Genomic DNA, 17547 nt, shown 5'->3' with positions numbered 1-17547 from the left:
TAAACTGTTGAGCTAAATATAGCGGTTTTTATTTAGAGTTGATAGAGGCGCGCTGCATTTTTGTAACTCAAATGTTGCCATGTAAGATCATCGCTACATAGGCTTCGATAATGATGCCATAACTCATTGTAGTTAATGTTAATTTGGCACACGGGGAAGTTGCTGGCAAACATCACTCTTTGCATACCAAAATGCTTTAAAATATGTGTTAAACACTGCCTTTGCTGCTCGCTATTAAGCATAAGCAATTCAAAGCCTGAAAACTTCATCGTAACATTAGGCTGTTGTGCGAGTAATTCAATGGCGCGTTGCCAGTTAGCAAGGTTGTGTGCAAGCCCCGCGTGATTAACGATTATTTGTAAGTCACTAACTTGGTTGGCATAAGAAATAAGTTGCTCGGTGATGTTGAGGTTTTCTATTTCAAATTGCGCTTCAAAATGCAGTTTTAAGTGGCACAAGTGGCGCAGGTTATCGAGACAATGAGGGTTCAATAAGCGCGTGGCATCATGACCTTCAGTGATATCTCTAATGCCGACAAGGGATGAATGTTTTAGATGTTTAAGTGCTAGTTTAAATGCGTTATTTGGCTGGTTAATTGTTGCAAAGCTAATCGCTTTGTAAGGTAGCCTTTTTATATGCTTTGCTAACCAGTTTAATTCATTAATAGGTTGCTCATTATCAAAGCCAGCTTCTATATGCACTAAACCAACGAGTTCAAAGTCCGTACTTTTGATTAGTTCAGCAACGCTAATCGGTTGTTTTATTTTATCTAAGTTAGGCCAAGCGGGTGGGTTAGCACCTTGCAGCCAGGTGTATTGACCCTCCAGCAAATTAAAAAAATGCACATGCGGGTCAATAATTTTAGTACTCATTGCGCTGTGTAACCGCCATCAATGCGTTGCAAACTGCCGGTAATAAAGCTGGCTTCTGGACTTACTAAAAAGTTTACCAGTGCTGCAACTTCATCGGCTTGGCCTAAACGATTAAGTGGTTGTAAAGCTGCTTCTTCGGCAACAATATCTGCCTTATTTGCGCCACTTTTTTTGCAGTATGCATCAATCGCATTATGAAATAACGGCGTTTCTATGGTGCCAGGACACACGGCATTAGTGCGAATATTAAAGCTTGCGTAATCTAAGGCGGTGGTTTTAGCCATCGAAGCCAATGCATGTTTAGTCAGGTTATAAGCAAATGAGTTTTGTTTGCCAATAATGGCCTGATCTGAGGCAATTAACACAATAGCGCCATCTTGCTGTGCTTTCATGGCTGGTAATACGCTTTGTATAGCCGCGTACGCACCTTTAACATTCAGTGCCATTAACGCATCGAATGTCGCTTCATCGGTTTGCTCAATTGTGGCACTTAGGTGCTTGCCAGCATTTGAAACAAGTACATCAATGCGTTGTGTTTTTTCAATAATAGCCTGTATACACTGACGTACGGCGGTTACATTACTAACATCACATTGATGAAAAACACCACTCTTACTGGGTTCAATATCTAGGTTATGAACCTGATAGCCGCTCGCTAATAATCGCTGAACCACAGCAAAGCCAATGCCTTTAGAGCCACCGGTTACTATTGCAACTTTTGACATACTTGTTCCTTTAATTAGCAATTAATGTGCGTGGCCGCAACCACCTTCAGCATGAACATGGCCGTGAGAAATCTCTTCGTTTGTTGCTTCTCGAACTGAGACAACCTCAACATCAAAAGTCAGCGTTTTACCAGCAAATGGGTGGTTTAAATCACAATCAGCATTAAAGCGGCCTACTTTTACAATGGTTACTTGGTGGCGACCTTGGTTTGATTGCACCATAGCAGTCATGCCTGGTTTCCATACTTTTACATCACCTTGAAGGTGCTTAAGCGGAATGCGCTGAATTAAGTCATCAACACGCTCACCGTATGATTCACTTGGAGATAACGTAACGCTAAATTTATCACCAGCGGCTTTACCTTCAAGTGCGGTTTCTAAACCTGGAAGCATGCCTTCGCTGCCGTGAATATAACTTAATGGCGCGTCGTTTAGGCTGCTTTCGATTTTTTCACCCGCTTCGCTTAGGGTGTAATGAAATTCAACGGCAGAATTTTTACTGATTTGCATGCATGTCTCTTTAAGATTTAAATAAATTAAAAAGCAATTTTACGCGAAATACTGCGCTTTAGAAACTTAACGGGGATGATTTAATGTATTTTGTAAGTCGAGTAACAGATCTTTTTTAGCCGGCGTAGTTTTTGGTGTCGCGGCTTGAGGTATAAATAAAACCAACTGAGTCCCAGGCTTTAATACGCTTGAGGCAGATAATTTATTCCAACGCGCTAAATCGCTATGAGCAACGCCGTATAACTGACTTATATTCCAAAGGTTATCACCGGGTTTTACGTGGTAATCTACCTCGATGGTTGGAATGATTTGCTCTTTTTGTTCTAGATAAGGGCTTATTTTATAGTTAATAGTGAGTGACTCAGGCAAAGTTTGCGGCTCCCCTAAAATAAGCTTTTCGCCAACGCCAATAAAGTTATTTTGCTTATTATTGAGCTGTTTTAATACTTCTAAAGGCAGGCCAAAATGCCTAGCAATACCGTACAGCGTGTCATTTTTCTTAACGATGTATTCGCCTGCAAAATTGGCTTTAAAAAAGCGGTTTTTTAATAAAGCTTGTTGCTCAATAGGGAGTAACAGAGTGTGCGGTCCATGGGGAGAGCTTTGATTTTTTAAATAACCCCGATTAAGGGCATGCAGTTGTTTGGCGCCCATGCCAGAGAGCTTGGCCATAACTGAAAAATCAAACTGTTTTGCCACATTTAGCGAGGTAGTCAGTGCTTTATAAGGAAGCTTTGGCCGTTTAAAATTTGCCTTAGGGTGTTTCACTAAATAGCTCAGTGCTAATAGTTTTGGTACATAGTCAGCGGTTTCTTTTGGCAGTGTTAGTGCCCAAAAGTCAGTTGATTTACCTCGTTTTTGATTGCGTTTTATAGCGCGCTTAACTCGGCCTTCACCGGTATTATAGGCCGCAAGTGCATGTAGCCAATTACCATCAAAACGTTTATGTAAATAGCTCAAGTAATCAAGTGCCGCATCGGTTGAGGCTAATACATCCTGGCGTCCGTCGTACCATTGATCTGATTTAACCCCAAAATGATGCGCGGTTGCTGCAACGAGTTGCCACACTCCCACAGCGTGCTCGCTTGAGCGTGCGGTAGGTCTAAAGCCACTTTCTACAAACGGTAACAAGGCGAGCTCCATCGGCAAGCGCTTTTGCTCAACTTTTTTTACAATATGGTATAAAAAAGGCTCTGCACGTCGAGACACTATTTTTAAATAATTAGGCTGTTTTAAATACCAGTTAATGCGTTTTTTTAACGCCTGATTTTGCTCAACCGGTAAATGTAAGTTATCAGCAATATGTGCCCATAACTCTGTGGGTTGAGCTATTTCAGGGGCTTTGGGGGTGGCTTTTTTATTAATGACTTTGTGAGTGTTTTTAGAGGTCGGCGTATTTGATAATGCCGGTTTTGACTCTACAGGTGTGGGAACTGCAGGCGCAATGATCTCTTGCTGAGTGGTTTTACAGCTGCATAGCAATACAATGGCAAAGCATAAGATCAAGTGACGCATTTTGTTCCTTTTTAAAAAATATATTTCCATATTTTAACACAATCCATTGTGTTCAGTTATTGACTGTTTTTAGCGCGAAGTAATCCCGATTGCAAAAATAAGTGACTTGATTTTATATCAAGTGGTTCTTGTTGATAAGGTTTTAGTGCCTCACTAGGGAAGTTTTTTTGTAATTGCTCAATACTGGCTTCAGGGTTGTTTTTAGCATGCTCCGTAATCGCTTCTAAAAACGTGAGTGACTGTTTTAGTTTAACTTTATCGACTAAACCGCCATGCCCAGGAATAAAAAGTGACAGCGTATTATTATTTATATATTTTTTTAATAAGCGTTGCCATTGCTTAAGCTCGCCATGCCCAGGGTAAGGTAACCAATCGATGATATCACCACCAATTAAGGTTTTACCTTTGTCGGCAAGTAGTGTTAAATCGCCATTAGTATGTGCCTGATGCGGGTTTATAGTGAGTGTATAGCCACCTAAATCTAACGTTTTAGATTCACTAATACTCATTTTTGGTGGTGTTAATTGATAGTCTTGCCAGCGAAATAAGCGCTTTTTAGCGCGGGTAAGCTTTTCTCGCCATTGAACTTGCTCAGCATCGGGTAAGGTGGCTAATCGTTGATAGCTCAGCTCAATGCTTTTCTCGAATCCCTCTAGCTTGTCTGTTAAAGCTTGCTGGTAAAGCGAAAAGTCGTTAGCGACTTGTTGGTGAGTAATAAGTTTTGCGTCTGGGAAGTAATGCTGCATAACCGCCATCCCCAGTAAGTGATCGTCATGAAAGTGGGTTGCAACTAAATAACACAAAGGCGTCTTTAGACGTTGTTTTAGCTCAGTTACCAGTTGTTCTACTGCCGCAAAGTTACCACTGGCATCAACGAGTAATGCACATTCACTGCCTTCAATTAATACTTGGTTAGAGTCGTAAAAACGAAGCCTTTCAGGTTGCTTAAGAAATTGAATATTAGCTGACAACGGTTGCCACTCAATTGCTGCCTCGCTTTTTGTTTGCATAAACAAGCAAATTAAAGGCAGTAAGCACTTACCTATTTTTTGAGCTTTACTTAAAAATAGTTGCATCTTTATCTCTAGCTGTATTTTTGACGGTAAAAACAATAAAAGCGCAAAATGCGCTTTTATTTAGTGTGCTCAGAGTTCGAGCTTAAGTACTGACTCAATTTATCAATCAGTTGATCTTGATATTCAAGCTCAACTGATTTTTGAGTTTTCGCTTCAAGCAATTCGTGGCTTAAATTTAAGGCAGCCATAAGTAATGCTTTTTGATCGTTTCTGACTGTTGAACGTTGTTTCATTTGTTCAACTAAATCATTCAGATTTTTGGCGGCCGCTTTTAGTGCCTCTTCTTGCCCCGCAGGACAAGCAAATTGCTGCTCTTTACCAAGCAATTCAACAGTGACTCGCTGGTTTTGCAGCTCAGACATTAGCTTGCCTGTTGCGCGCTTTGTAATTTATCTAACAATGATGACAAGGTAGTACTTGCATCTTTTTGTTTTTCTTCATTTTCAAGGGCTTCTAACTGCAATAACTCATTTTCATCAAGTAGCTTGCTGTTTTGCTCTTTAAGCTCTGAAATATCAGTTTGTAACTGATTATTACGGGTAATTAGTTGGTCGATCAGTTGTTCGAGTTGTTGAAGAGTGTTGTTGTTCATAAATGCGCTCATATAACTGTAATTAATGTCATGCAAATGTAAAGCAAAGTGTGTTTATTTGCCAGCATTTACGCTGGTTTTAGGTGATTTTTATTCTATGTTAAGGGATAATTCACGCTATTGGCTTTTTCATTCAGAAGCGGTTCACGTAAACCCCCGCTTTTGCTGGTATCGATTGTCAAAGTAGTGTGCTTATGGTTCACTGATTTTATTAAATAGCGTATGGTGAAAATAAATAATGCTTAGTTACAGACACTCCTTTCATGCGGGCAACCCTGCCGATGTACTTAAACATTTAGTGTTAGCGCAAGTACTGGGTTATCAAACAATTAAAGATAAGCCGCTTGACTATATTGATACGCATTCGGGGGCTGGTTTTTTTGAGCTTGCTGCACCTGACGCGCAAAAAACCCAAGAGTACCAAGATGGCATTGAAAAACTGTGGCAACATACTAGCCAACACAGTGCCTTAAATGACTATATTGAGCTAATAAAATCATTTAATGAGAGCGCATCGCTGGCGTTTTACCCAGGCTCACCAAAAATAGCCGAGCACTTTTTACGCCGTCAAGATAAGGGCTGGTTTTTTGAGCTGCATCCGCGAGATTTAGTCTTACTTGAAGAAAACATGCAAGGTAAGCGCTCTATTCGTGTACGCGGCGAAAATGGGTTTGCAGGCTTAATTGGTTTGTTACCGCCAGCTTCGCGCAGAGCCTGTGTGTTAATAGACCCACCTTATGAAATAAAAGACGATTACAATACGGTAGTACAAACCATTGTTAAAGCACATCAACGCTTTGCAACAGGGACTTACATGATCTGGTATCCGGTTGTGGACAGAGAACGTATTGATAATATGGAGCAGGGTTTAATTGACGCGGGCATTAAAAATATTCAATTATTTGAATTAGGTACTGAAGCAGATACAGAAGTACATGGTATGACCGCCTCTGGAATGATAGTGATAAATCCACCCTGGAAGCTGAAACAAACTATGGATGACGTGTTACCTGAACTAGTAAGCTTGTTGAGTAAGCCAAGTGGCTTTTATCGCAGCGAGCAGTTAGTTGCCGAATAAAAATAAATAAGCCTAGGGTCTGTTGACCTTTGCGGATTAAAATTTGTTCAAACTAGGGGCGGTTTAATCGCGGCGCGAGGTTTGTAACCTAGTGGGCTAAGTAAAAACCGAGCAAAGCTTCCGCGTCCTGCTCACGCCCCTTACCTACATCCATGTAGGCAACAAAGAGTAAATCAGAACCCTTCGGGCAGCGCCTGTTTGGCATTGATGCTGCGTTATCGCCTATTTATGGGGAATAACCACACCACATAGGCTCTGCCTTGCCTAAATACCAAACAGACTGCTGCAAATTTAACCTTGAAAGATCAACAGACCCTAGTTTAACTGGGCTTTATACTGATATGCTTAGATGCGGAGTATTGTTACGCTTAATTAAAAGTAAACAGCGTTAAAGGTTGCAAGTTGCTTGCCTGCCTCATTTTGTAATACTAATTTTTCACCGTTAATTTGCCATTGCGTTGCTGCTTGCAGCACACCCGCCATGGCGCTTTCTTGTTCCATATTTTCATGACACATTTTTTGCGTGGTTGCTAACTGCGTAAAAGTAACCGTTTGCTTCGATACTTCATAACCGCCATTAAAGTTATTGCACCCTAAAAAACCGTGCACAGTGTTGTCACTATTAAATTGAATAAATGGCTCTTTAGTATTCACTTCAACGGGATTGCCATCGATTAAAACGGCTTTGAAGTAGGTATTTACTAAGTCAACGTCTGGCTTTGACGCTACTTTTGAAACAATAATTTCTAAAGGCTTTGATGAGGCCGTATTAGCAAAAGGCGAGTTACTTGTTGTGCTGGTGTATAGTAAGTTTCCTTGATTATTAATGGTTGCGCGCACGCTGTAGCGATGGGCTGGATCAATTTTTTCAAGGTTGTATTCAAGCTCTACTTTATACGGAGGTGCGCCTACTAAATCAATTACCTGCTCAGAAATAACGGTTGCTGCTACATCCATTTTTGACACATCAACCAAGGTAACGGTTAGCTGTGAATTAGGCGCTAATAGGCTGCGATCTAGGTAGCTAACTTGTACTGGTAGAGAGGCTGTTGTTTGTTTCACAGCGCTATTTTGCTGTGCGGTGTCATCGTTACATGCGCTAAGCATAAGTGTGCCACTTGCTAAAAAACATAGGCCTGCAACCGACTTTAAGATTGAGTTTGGCTTTGGTGAGAACATAACAGTTCCTAGATATAATTACGGATATAAACAGTAGCATACGGCTAAGTTACTTAATCATCGCTTAACTTGTAAATACAGCCAATACAGAAAGTTGAGATATAAAAAAAGACGCTAGGCGCCTTGATTCGTTACTTATTTTTTAACGTATTTAGTTAAAATTACAATACGTTGTCCATCAACACGCCCTTCAATATGTTCTGGGTTGCTGGTTAAGCCAATATTACGCACAGCAGTACCGCGTTTTGCTGTTAAGCTACTACCTTTCACATCTAGATCTTTTATTAACGTAACGGTGTCGCCAGCTTGTAGCACTACGCCATTACTATCAATGTGTTTAATATCATCATCTTCAGCAAGCGCTTGCTGAGCCCATGTTAATGTGTCTTCTTCAAGGTAAATCATATCAAGTGCGTCTTGTGCCCAGCCATTATCGGCTGCTAGTCGTGTCAGCATGCGATAAGCAACAACTTGTACCGCCGGTGTTTGGCTCCACATGCTGTCATTTAAACAATGCCAATGAGTAGGAGTTAAATCGCGGGTGCCCTCAATTTGATCTTTACATGTTTGACAGGTGTAAATGCATTTATCTGAATGAGCTTCGGTAACTGGAGGTACTTCGTATACAGTTAAGTTATCTGTTGCTGCGCAGAGTTCACATTGGTTGTTGCTACGCTCTATTAAGGCTTGTTCAATGCTCATATTAGGGGCTCTTGTGAGTTTATAAAAAATTTATAATCGCATTATACCTTATAACCATAACCTTTGGGTATGCTCAGAGCGGCTGATAGCAGCAAAACCTTATAAAAAATAAGGTTAATAAAGGTTTTTATTTTAAGAATATAAATTTAGGCTTAGTTGCTTGTTTTTTATTCGAATTAAAATTGCAGCAAGTCTTTAAAGTTTCACTATACTGGTTAGGTATAACAATAAAAATAACGCTTACATCACTGCAAAACAGGAAGGGTAATGCCAAATAATCCAGACGTAAAAAATTCATCTATTTTGGTCACTCAATATATTGCTAGGCAACCCATTTTTCATGCTGATAGAAGCATTTTTGCCTTTGAGTTACTTTATCGCGATTCAGTTAATAATGCCTTTCCTGCGGGAACAACCGACGGGCAGGCCACTGGGCGACTTTTTTTTAATGCGTTAATGCTGGTTGGGGTGGAAAAGCTGGCGCTTAATCAGACCGTGTTTATAAACCTATCTAGCGAAGGGCTTTTAGAGGATTTACCTACATTATTGCAGCCTGAAAATACTGTAATTGAAATTGTTGAGCGTACTGAAAATATCGAGCTTGTTACTCAACGAGTAACTGAGCTAAAAAAAGCAGGGTATGTATTTGCGTTAGATGATTATGACGCGCATGAAAAATGGCAACCTTTGCTCAGTTTGGTTGATTATATAAAGCTTGAAGTAGAAGAGCCTATAATAAAAACCACCATGCTACTTAAAAAGCTCAAACGCAATCACCCTGAGGTTAAAATAGTGGTAGAGCGAATTGAAACCTATGACGAATTTAGGCAGCTTAAAGAAGCTGGATGCGATTACTTTCAAGGATTCTTTTTTGCACGGCCAGAAATGCTCAGTTACGGTAATGTTGAGCCGTTAAAAATGGCGGTTTTTGATTTATTGCGCTGCACATCTCGTCCTGACTTGGATTTTAACGAAATTAATCAACGTATTTCTAAAGATGTGGGTTTAACCGCACGTGTTCTCAAACTAGTTAATGCCCGCTCTGCTAATAAAAATTTAGTGATTACGTCAATTCCACAAGCGGTTGTGTATTTAGGGGAAGATTCTATTAGAAAGTTTGTACGAGTACTGGCGCTGAGCGAACTTGGCTCAGACAAACCTAGTGAGCTTACTCGTTTAGGTTTATGTAGAGCGCAGTTTATGCAATTGATTTTAGAGCCCGGCGGAAAGATTATTGCAGAGCAAGGCTATTTAGTCGGCTTGATGTCGGTGCTTGATGCTATTTTAGATATGGAACTGGAAGCTATTGCCAAAGAGTTTAGTTTAGGGGCTGAGTTATCTGGTGCACTTTTAAGTTTTGATGGCATGATGGGGAACTCATTACATTTAATAAAAGCAGTAGAAGAAGATAACTGGCAATTGGCTAAAAAGTTGCTAGAGACTATTCGCCCTGCATCAGATATAGAGCTGGTGTATACAGCCATGTTAGATGCGCGCCAATATGCGGATGAGTTATTAGCCACCATTATTGAACAAGACTAACGCAAAACGTTTGGGTATGATTGGCACATATTGATTTTACTTAGTATTACACCATGCGTTTACTTTTACCTATCACGACTATTTTAATTGCCTTAGCTTTATTGATCCCCGGGGTGACCCAGCCGGTGTTGAGTATGGAAGGCAAAATTGATAAATCTAAACTTGCTCAAGCCGGTATTGAAATGCTGGCAGATGAAGGAAATCAAAACACCCGTAATATGCTAATGATGATCTCGAGTATGTTGGGATTAGACAAACTTGAAGGCGAGATCAGCGCTTATCAAAAAACGCGTAGTATTTGGGGCACCGTTAACGAACTGGCCGATAACAAAAACTACTTAGTGGCGATATTAGTGGCGTTTTTTTCAATAGTGATCCCAACAATTAAGCTGCTGCTTCAATTGTTTTATTGTGCACTGAAGGAGACTTCGTTTAAGTACAAGCTTGGTAAAGTGATAATTGGCTTAAGTAAATGGAGTATGGTGGATGTGTTTGTTATTGCATTAATCGTGGCTTACATGGCTGGTAATGCAAACGCGAACTCAGAAGACTTACTTAATATGCATGCTGAGTTTGGTACTGGTTTTTGGTATTTTACCGGCTATTGCCTGTTCGCCATTGCGGCTAGTAGCTTGATAAAGCCAATGGTAAAAACCAGTTAATGATTGAGTTTTAAAGCCAGTTACCATAAACTTTTAGCGTCTATTTACTTTTAGGTTATTTCATTGCAACGTATTTACTGTATTTTACTCACGCTAACTTTGTTACTCACTTTTGTGGGTCAAGCTGTTGCGTCTGTATCTATGGTATGTGATGTGCCGCATATGAACATGGCAACCCATGCATCGATGCAGCATAGTGAAATGGCAATGAGTGACGACGCTGATACAACAACCATGTCTATGGATTGCTGTAGTGAGCAAAGCACGTTAACCCAAGATTGCAGTTGCCCAATGAGTGCTTGTAATTCGCATTCGGCCTTGCATGTAAACTCGCTATTTATAGCTTCCAAATTACCCTCTGAAAAAGTGCACCTTGCTGTCATGCAGCGCCAACCTAATTTTGCACGATCTCTTTATCGTCCTCCTATGCATGCATAACCGCAGGATAGGTGTGTTTAAAATCTAGTCATTTAGCTTTTTGTCATCTATCTGCTTAAAAAATTAATCGTTTTTTATTTTTTAATTTTAAGTGGAGCAAGTGATGAATCACTTCGCAGTATTAAAAGCTGTTTTTGTGAGCAGCTTATTGAGCATTAGTCTCTCTGTACACAGTGCTAAACTGAGTTTAAATGAGGCAATTAACTATGCCTTAAACCATGAGCCTTGGCTTAAAGCCAGCAAACAAAAACAAACATCAATTGAAGCAAAAAGTATTGCCGCAGGTACCTTACCTGATCCGGTACTCACGCTAGGGTTAATGAACTTACCAACCAATGGTTTTGCTTTTGATCAAGAGAATATGACCCAATTTAAAGTAGGAATTAGCCAATCGTTAAGCCGAGGCGATAGTTTAGCATTGCAGCAAAAAGCACTGTCTCAGTCGGCTGCGGCAGAGCCTTGGCTTCGTAAAGATAGACTCGCGCAGGTAAAAACCACAGTGACCGAGTCATGGCTCAACGCTTACAGAGCGCAGCGAACTATTGCACTTATTGAGCAGGACAAAGCCTTGTTTACTCAGTTAATCGATATTACCGAATCAAGTTATGTAAGCTCGGTGGGTAAAACACGCCAACAAGATATTATTCGTGCGCAATTAGAGCTAACCCGCCTTGAAGATAAACTAATGCAACTTGATCAACAGCTACAAGGTGCTAAAAAGCGGTTAACACAATGGTTGCCCATCGACATGCTAAGCCAGCCTGTTGGTGATGACTTTTCAGCGCTTGCAGCGTTAAAAAACTACACGGAATTAGAGTTTCAGCAATTAATGGCATTGCTATTAAAGCACCCCGCTATTATGGCGATTGATAATGCAATAGAGGCAAAGCAAACTCAAATAAGTGTGGCTGAGCAAGGCTATAAACCGCAAATTGGTGTGAATATGGGATATGGTTATCGCGATGATATGCCAATGGGGGGCTCGCGAGCCGACCTTTTCTCTGTAGGAGTGAGTATAGATTTACCGCTATTTACCGATAATCGCCAAGACCAACTCGTTAATGCCGCTGTTGCTGATAGCGAAGAGGCAAAAACACAAAAATTAATTGCTCTTAAAAAGCTACAAGGAATGTACTTTAAGGAAGTTAGCCAACTAACACGATTAAGTCAGCGAGCAGCGCTCTATAAAACTAAATTATTGCCGCAAATGGCCGAGCAATCCCAAGCGACCCTTAATGCTTATACCCGCGATGATGGTAATTTTTCGGATGTGATGCAAGCGCGGATCAGCGAATTAAATGCCAAAATAGACGCACTTAATATTCACGTTGATCAAAAAATTATTATTGCACGGTTAAATTATTACGCCAGTGCTGATGACGCCAGCTTAAAAAACTTATCACAGCAGGAGCTAACCTATGAATACTAATTTTAAATTGTCATTGGTGGCTATATGCAGTGCAGCGCTGACGGCCGGGGTGTTATTGAGCTTGCCAGCTGAGCACACTATGCCAAGCAATGACAAAACCAGTAGTAAAAAAGAGCCGCTTTATTGGGTGGCACCAATGGACAGTAATTATCGTCGTGATGAACCGGGTTTATCACCTATGGGTATGGATTTAGTGCCTGTTTATGAAGAGTCAGACAGTGATGCAAATGAAGGCCCCGGCAGTGTTAAAATTTCACCTACCGTGATCAATAACTTAGGTGTACGCACGGCACCGGTGGAGTTTGCAGCGCTGGAAAATGAAGTCAACACGGTAGGCTATGTACAGTATAACCAAGACCAGCTCATTCATATTCATCCGCGGGTAGAGGGCTGGGTAGAGACATTATATGTGAAGGCCGCAGGCGATCAGGTTAAACAAGATGAGCCACTTTATACCTTGTATTCACCGCAATTAGTCAATGCCCAAGAAGAGTTTGTTTTAGCGTTAAAGCGCAATAATCCGGTGTTAATTCGGGCGGCTAAAGCACGTTTAAAATCGCTTAATGTGTCTGAGGGTTTTATTTCACGCTTACAAAAAAGTCAGCAAGTGCTACAAAATATTACTTTTTATTCTCGCCAAGGTGGCGTTGTTGATGAGCTTAATATTCGTGAAGGGTTTTACGTTAAACCAGATACATCAATGATGAGTATTGCTCAGCTTGACGAAGTGTGGGTTGAGGCTGAGGTATTTGAACGCCAAGCAGAACTTATTCGTGTTGGCTTACCGGTAACCATGACACTCGATTATTTAAGTGGTCAACGTTGGCAAGGGCAAGTGGATTATATTTACCCTACTTTAGATGCTAAAAATCGTACTTTACGAGTGCGTTTGCGCTTTAATAACGAAAGCCATCAGTTAAAACCAAATATGTTTGCGCAAGTGAGTATTCATAGCCAAAAAGCTGAAAAGCAGTTAATTGTGCCTAAAGAGGCGGTTATTCGCACTGGTAGCCAAAACCGCATTGTAATTGCGCTTGGTGAGGGGCGTTTTAAATCGGTTGAAGTAACCTTAGGGCGAAGCGATGCGACTCATACTGAGATTTTATCGGGTGTTATGGCTGAAGATGAAGTGGTTACTTCTGCGCAGTTTTTAATTGATTCAGAGTCGAGTAAAAGCTCTGACTTTAAGCGTATGCAAGCACCTTCGCACAGCACCATGACAATGAGTGATAGTGCCCCAAGTATGGCTACTGTGAATGGAGTAATTAATAGCATAGACCCTAGCACGCGGGTTATGAATATTAGCCGTGAGGCGATTGAAAAGTGGGGGCGCGGACCTGCAACTATGGACTTTGTGTTAGCAAAAAATGTAACCATTGAGACGTTTAAGCTAAATGATGAAGTTACATTTACCTTTAGTATTGAGCAAGGTGAGTTTGTGATCCATACAATGACTTCTGTGCATGCTATGCACAGTCAGCACGAGTAGGAGTGGTTATGATTACTGCAATTATTCGCTGGTCTGTTGTTAATCGTTTTTTTGTACTGTTACTGACCGCTATATTGATTGGTGGCGGCTTGTATGCTGTAAAAAACACCCCAGTAGATGCCTTACCCGATTTATCTGATGTACAGGTTATTGTTAAAACATCTTACCCTGGGCAAGCGCCGCAAGTAGTGCAAGATCAGGTCACATTTCCTATAACCACGGCGATGTTATCGGTACCAGGGGCGCAAACAGTACGCGGTTTTTCGTTTTTTGGTGACTCCTACGTGTACGTTATTTTTGACGAAGACACCGATTTATACTGGGCGCGAAGTCGTGTTCAAGAATATTTAAGTCAAGTATCTGCGCGTTTACCTAATACGGCAATTGCAGAGCTAGGCCCCGATGCCACAGGAGTTGGTTGGGTGTATTTATATGCACTCACTGATACCACAGGTAAGTATGACATAAGCCAACTACGCAGTTTACAAGATTGGTTTTTAAAGTTTGAACTGCAAACTGTGCCCGGTGTATCCGAAGTAGCATCGGTAGGTGGCATGGTGAAACAATACCAAGTTAACGTACAGCCCGATAAGTTACGTGCCTATGGTATTCCGCTAAGCCTTATTCAAACTGCCATTAAGCAAGGCAACCAAGAAATGGGGGCATCAGTTGTTGAAATGGCAGAAGCCGAATACATGGTTACCAGCACTGGCTATGTAAAAAGTGTGGCTGATTTAGAAGCGATTCCTCTAGGTATAAACGCTAACGGTACTGCACTGCAGTTACGTGATGTTGCTAATGTGCGTTTAGGTCCTCAAATGCGCCGTGGTGTTGCCGAGCTTAACGGCGAAGGCGAGGTGGCTGGTGGCGTAGTAGTGATGCGCTTTGGTGAAAACGCGCAAAAAACTATAGAGCTCGTCAAAGCTAAATTGGAGTCACTTAAAAAAGGCCTGCCTGAGGGGGTTGAAATTGTACCTGTGTACGATCGCTCTCACTTAATAAAAGACGCAGTTGATAACCTCACCTCTAAATTGACGGAAGAGCTGATTGTAGTGGCTTTAGTGTGTGTGGTGTTTTTATTCCATGTACGCTCATCGCTGGTGGCTATTATTACCTTGCCCTTAGGCATACTCACCGCCTTTATTATTATGTATTGGCAAGGGATTAATGCCAACATTATGTCGTTAGGGGGCATTGCTATAGCGATAGGTGCCATGACCGATGGTGCGATTGTGATGATTGAAAACATGCATAAACACATGGAGAAAAAACCGCTGACCGATGAAAATCGTTGGCAAGTGGTGATTGATTCTGCCAGTGAAGTAGGGCCTGCATTATTTTTTAGCTTATTAATCATTACAGTTAGCTTTATGCCGGTGTTTATTTTAGAAGCTCAAGAAGGGCGAATGTTTGCGCCATTAGCTTACACAAAAACCTATGCAATGGCGGCATCTGCCGGCTTAGCAATTACCTTAGTACCCGTACTGATGGGGTACTTTATTCGCGGTAAGGTGATATCTGAAAATAAAAATCCGGTAAACCGTTTATTGGTAAATAGTTATAAGCCACTGTTAAACACAGTCTTAAAATTCCCCAAAAGCACCTTGTTAGTGGCACTGATTATTACTTTAGTGGGCTTTTATCCGGTTAATAAAATAGGCAGTGAGTTTATTCCACCTCTTGATGAGGGGGATTTAATGTATATGCCAACCACTTACCCTGGGATTTCTATTGGTAAAGCGCGCGAGCTATTACAGCAAACCGATAAGCTGATTGCCACTGTGCCCGAGGTGAAAACCGTATTTGGTAAAATTGGACGAGCGGAAACGGCAACCGATCCGGCACCACTGACCATGATTGAAACCTTTATACAGTTTAAGCCTAAAGATCAGTGGCGCGAGGGCATGACCACCGAAAAGCTCAAACAAGAGCTGGATGCTTTAGTAAAGTTCCCAGGACTCACAAACGCTTGGGTAATGCCAATTAAAACGCGAATAGATATGCTGGCTACAGGGATTAAAACCCCAGTGGGTATAAAAGTCGCGGGGCCGAATTTGAGTGAAATTCAAAAAATAGGTCAACAAATAGAAGTACTGCTTAAAGATCTTCCAGGTACCGCATCGGTTTACTCAGAGCGAGTAGCGGGTGGGCGTTATATCAAGGTCGATATTAACCGTGAAAAAGCAGCGCGTTATAGTTTAAATATTGCAGATGTGCAGCAAGTGGTCGCAACCGCCATTGGGGGAATGAACGTGACTGAAACGGTTGAGGGTCAAGAGCGATACCCAGTTAATATTCGTTATCCGCAAGCGTATCGTGATTCACCAGAGGAGTTAATGCTGCTGCCTATTGTAACCCCTGCTGGGCAACGCATTGCACTTGCCGACGTGGCTGATGTATACATTAGCGATGGCCCTCCTGGCATAAAAAGTGAAAATGCCCGTTTAAATGGTTGGAGCTTTATTGATATTAAAGATACTGACATTGGCAGCTACGTAGAAAGTGCTCAGCAGTTACTAAACGAGCAGCTAATTTTACCCGCAGGGTATTCTATAACTTGGGCAGGGCAATATGAATACATGGAGCGCGCTAAGGCGAAACTGAGTTATGTGTTGCCGTTAACCTTAGCCATTATTGTGGTACTGCTTTACCTGAATTTTAGAAGCTTCACTGAAGTATTTATTATTATGGCGACATTACCACTGGCGATGATAGGGGGTATTTGGCTCATGTATTTAGAAGGCTTTAATTTCTCTGTTGCTGTGGGGGTCGGCTTTATTGCCCTTGCTGGGGTGGCCGTAGAAATAGGCGTTATTATGTTGGTGTATTTAAACCAAGCCTATAAAGCGCAGGTACAGGCCGCCTCTCAATTAGGAAAAAGCATGAGTATTGAGCAGCTTAAGCATGCCATATTAGAAGGCGCCGGTTTGCGCGTTCGCCCGGTAATGATGACGGTAGCAACCATAGTGATTGGCCTGTTACCTGTTTTATATGGCACAGGCACGGGGAGTGAAGTAATGAGTCGAATAGCCGCCCCCATGGTTGGCGGTATGTTTAGCGCCATTGTTTTAACATTGCTGGTATTGCCTGCTGTGTATTTATTATGGCGAAAGCGAAACCTATAATTTTTACACTGGTTGTGTAACTTGTACTGTAAAAAATCAGTGCAAGTTACCCAGCTTTACTTTACCTGATGATTTTATTGTGTTTTTTATTGGCATGATTCACGCATCTATTTAATCATTAGGGTTAAATAGTAAGGAACGCACATGCAAGTTAAAACAATCCAAGAAGTGTTCGATTGGACCGTTCAATTTCACACACAAATGGCCGCTAATTTTTTTAGTGTAAAGGACCTACTCGGGGAGCATAACAAACAGCTAATTGATTATTGTGTTGAGTATGAAAAAAAGCTCGCTGAGGATTTAATTGGCTTTAAAGCCATCACGCAAATAAACACATTAGATACGTATTGTTATGAATATTTTTCAGAGCACTCAGAAATTATTAACTTTACTGATTTAGATCGCAGTAACCAGTTAGATGAGCAAGTAATTCAAGAGTATTTATCTCAGCAGCATCAAAAAGTATTAAATGCATATAGTTATTTGGCAGATAAAGCGCAGTCATCAGAGGCTCAAGAAAAGCTAGGGGAGATCTTACAGCTCGAAGAGCAAGGTCTGAAGCAGATGATGCAAAGTATTAACCGTCATGTAGATATGTAGCACTGGGTGTTAT

The 17547-nt window shown here is 41.2% G+C and carries 17 protein-coding genes; 8 read left to right on the top strand and 9 right to left on the bottom strand.

Annotated features, from left to right (window positions below; translation table 11 throughout):
• Positions 1–32 precede the first annotated feature (32 nt).
• From ABZP26_RS14645 to ABZP26_RS14615, 7 genes are all read right to left on the bottom strand, one after another.
• The gene (locus tag ABZP26_RS14645; RefSeq protein ID WP_368485104.1) at positions 33–872 is read right to left on the bottom strand and encodes an amidohydrolase; all 840 of its coding nucleotides are present in this window, start codon (positions 870–872) and stop codon (positions 33–35) included.
• Entirely contained in the window at positions 869–1597 is a 729-nt protein-coding gene (locus ABZP26_RS14640) for an SDR family NAD(P)-dependent oxidoreductase (protein WP_368485103.1), read from the bottom strand. Before ABZP26_RS14640 ends, ABZP26_RS14645 begins: the two co-directional genes overlap by 4 nt.
• Before the next feature lie 21 nt (positions 1598–1618).
• The gene (locus ABZP26_RS14635; protein ID WP_368485102.1) at positions 1619–2107 is read right to left on the bottom strand and encodes a peptidylprolyl isomerase; all 489 of its coding nucleotides are present in this window, start codon (positions 2105–2107) and stop codon (positions 1619–1621) included.
• Between the two features lie 66 nt (positions 2108–2173).
• The gene (locus ABZP26_RS14630) at positions 2174–3622 is read right to left on the bottom strand and encodes a transglycosylase SLT domain-containing protein (protein WP_368485101.1); all 1449 of its coding nucleotides are present in this window, start codon (positions 3620–3622) and stop codon (positions 2174–2176) included.
• A 56-nt stretch (positions 3623–3678) separates the two neighbouring features.
• The gene (locus ABZP26_RS14625; protein WP_368485100.1) at positions 3679–4698 is read right to left on the bottom strand and encodes an MBL fold metallo-hydrolase; all 1020 of its coding nucleotides are present in this window, start codon (positions 4696–4698) and stop codon (positions 3679–3681) included.
• Positions 4699–4754: 56 nt separating this feature from the next.
• The gene (locus ABZP26_RS14620; RefSeq protein ID WP_013466007.1) at positions 4755–5060 is read right to left on the bottom strand and encodes a cell division protein ZapA; all 306 of its coding nucleotides are present in this window, start codon (positions 5058–5060) and stop codon (positions 4755–4757) included.
• Positions 5060–5290 (bottom strand): hypothetical protein, encoded by a 231-nt coding sequence (locus ABZP26_RS14615; RefSeq protein ID WP_008466311.1) that lies wholly within the window; start codon positions 5288–5290, stop codon positions 5060–5062. Before ABZP26_RS14615 ends, ABZP26_RS14620 begins: the two co-directional genes overlap by 1 nt.
• Before the next feature lie 238 nt (positions 5291–5528).
• Here ABZP26_RS14615 and ABZP26_RS14610 point away from each other — a divergent pair, with 238 nt between their 5' ends.
• Positions 5529–6368 (top strand): 23S rRNA (adenine(2030)-N(6))-methyltransferase RlmJ, encoded by an 840-nt coding sequence (locus ABZP26_RS14610; RefSeq protein WP_013466006.1) that lies wholly within the window; start codon positions 5529–5531, stop codon positions 6366–6368.
• A gap of 372 nt (positions 6369–6740) precedes the next feature.
• Here the strand turns inward: ABZP26_RS14610 and ABZP26_RS14605 are convergent, their stop codons facing one another.
• Positions 6741–7547 carry an META domain-containing protein gene (locus ABZP26_RS14605; protein ID WP_024601948.1) on the bottom strand — a complete coding sequence of 269 codons (807 nt, stop codon included), beginning with the start codon at positions 7545–7547 and terminating at the stop codon, positions 6741–6743.
• A gap of 135 nt (positions 7548–7682) precedes the next feature.
• Complete coding sequence (locus tag ABZP26_RS14600; protein ID WP_024601949.1) at positions 7683–8249, bottom strand: alkylphosphonate utilization protein; 567 nt, start codon at positions 8247–8249, stop codon at positions 7683–7685.
• Positions 8250–8516: 267 nt separating this feature from the next.
• On the opposite strand from ABZP26_RS14600, the gene ABZP26_RS14595 reads away from it, so the two are divergent.
• From ABZP26_RS14595 to ABZP26_RS14565, 7 genes are all read left to right on the top strand, one after another.
• On the top strand, positions 8517–9791 hold the full coding sequence (locus ABZP26_RS14595) for an EAL and HDOD domain-containing protein (protein WP_024601950.1): 1275 nt from the start codon (positions 8517–8519) through the stop codon (positions 9789–9791).
• A 53-nt stretch (positions 9792–9844) separates the two neighbouring features.
• Positions 9845–10453 carry a paraquat-inducible protein A gene (locus tag ABZP26_RS14590; protein ID WP_036956722.1) on the top strand — a complete coding sequence of 203 codons (609 nt, stop codon included), beginning with the start codon at positions 9845–9847 and terminating at the stop codon, positions 10451–10453.
• A 63-nt stretch (positions 10454–10516) separates the two neighbouring features.
• Entirely contained in the window at positions 10517–10891 is a 375-nt protein-coding gene (locus ABZP26_RS14585; protein WP_368485099.1) for a hypothetical protein, read from the top strand.
• Positions 10892–10994: 103 nt separating this feature from the next.
• Positions 10995–12320 carry a TolC family protein gene (locus ABZP26_RS14580; protein WP_368485098.1) on the top strand — a complete coding sequence of 442 codons (1326 nt, stop codon included), beginning with the start codon at positions 10995–10997 and terminating at the stop codon, positions 12318–12320.
• Entirely contained in the window at positions 12310–13809 is a 1500-nt protein-coding gene (locus ABZP26_RS14575) for an efflux RND transporter periplasmic adaptor subunit (RefSeq protein ID WP_368485097.1), read from the top strand. Before ABZP26_RS14580 ends, ABZP26_RS14575 begins: the two co-directional genes overlap by 11 nt.
• Before the next feature lie 8 nt (positions 13810–13817).
• Positions 13818–16934, top strand: coding sequence for an efflux RND transporter permease subunit (locus tag ABZP26_RS14570; RefSeq protein WP_368485096.1), 3117 nt, complete (start codon positions 13818–13820; stop codon positions 16932–16934).
• Between the two features lie 144 nt (positions 16935–17078).
• A complete protein-coding gene (locus ABZP26_RS14565; RefSeq protein WP_368485095.1) occupies positions 17079–17534 on the top strand; it encodes a hypothetical protein in 456 nt (151 codons plus the stop codon).
• Positions 17535–17547: the final 13 nt, after the last annotated feature.

Source organism: Pseudoalteromonas sp. SD03, assembly GCF_040937955.1.
GTDB lineage: Bacteria > Pseudomonadota > Gammaproteobacteria > Enterobacterales > Alteromonadaceae > Pseudoalteromonas > Pseudoalteromonas tetraodonis.
The sequence above is the reverse complement of the archived record's forward strand: the minus strand, read 5'-3'. Positions and strand labels throughout refer to the sequence as shown.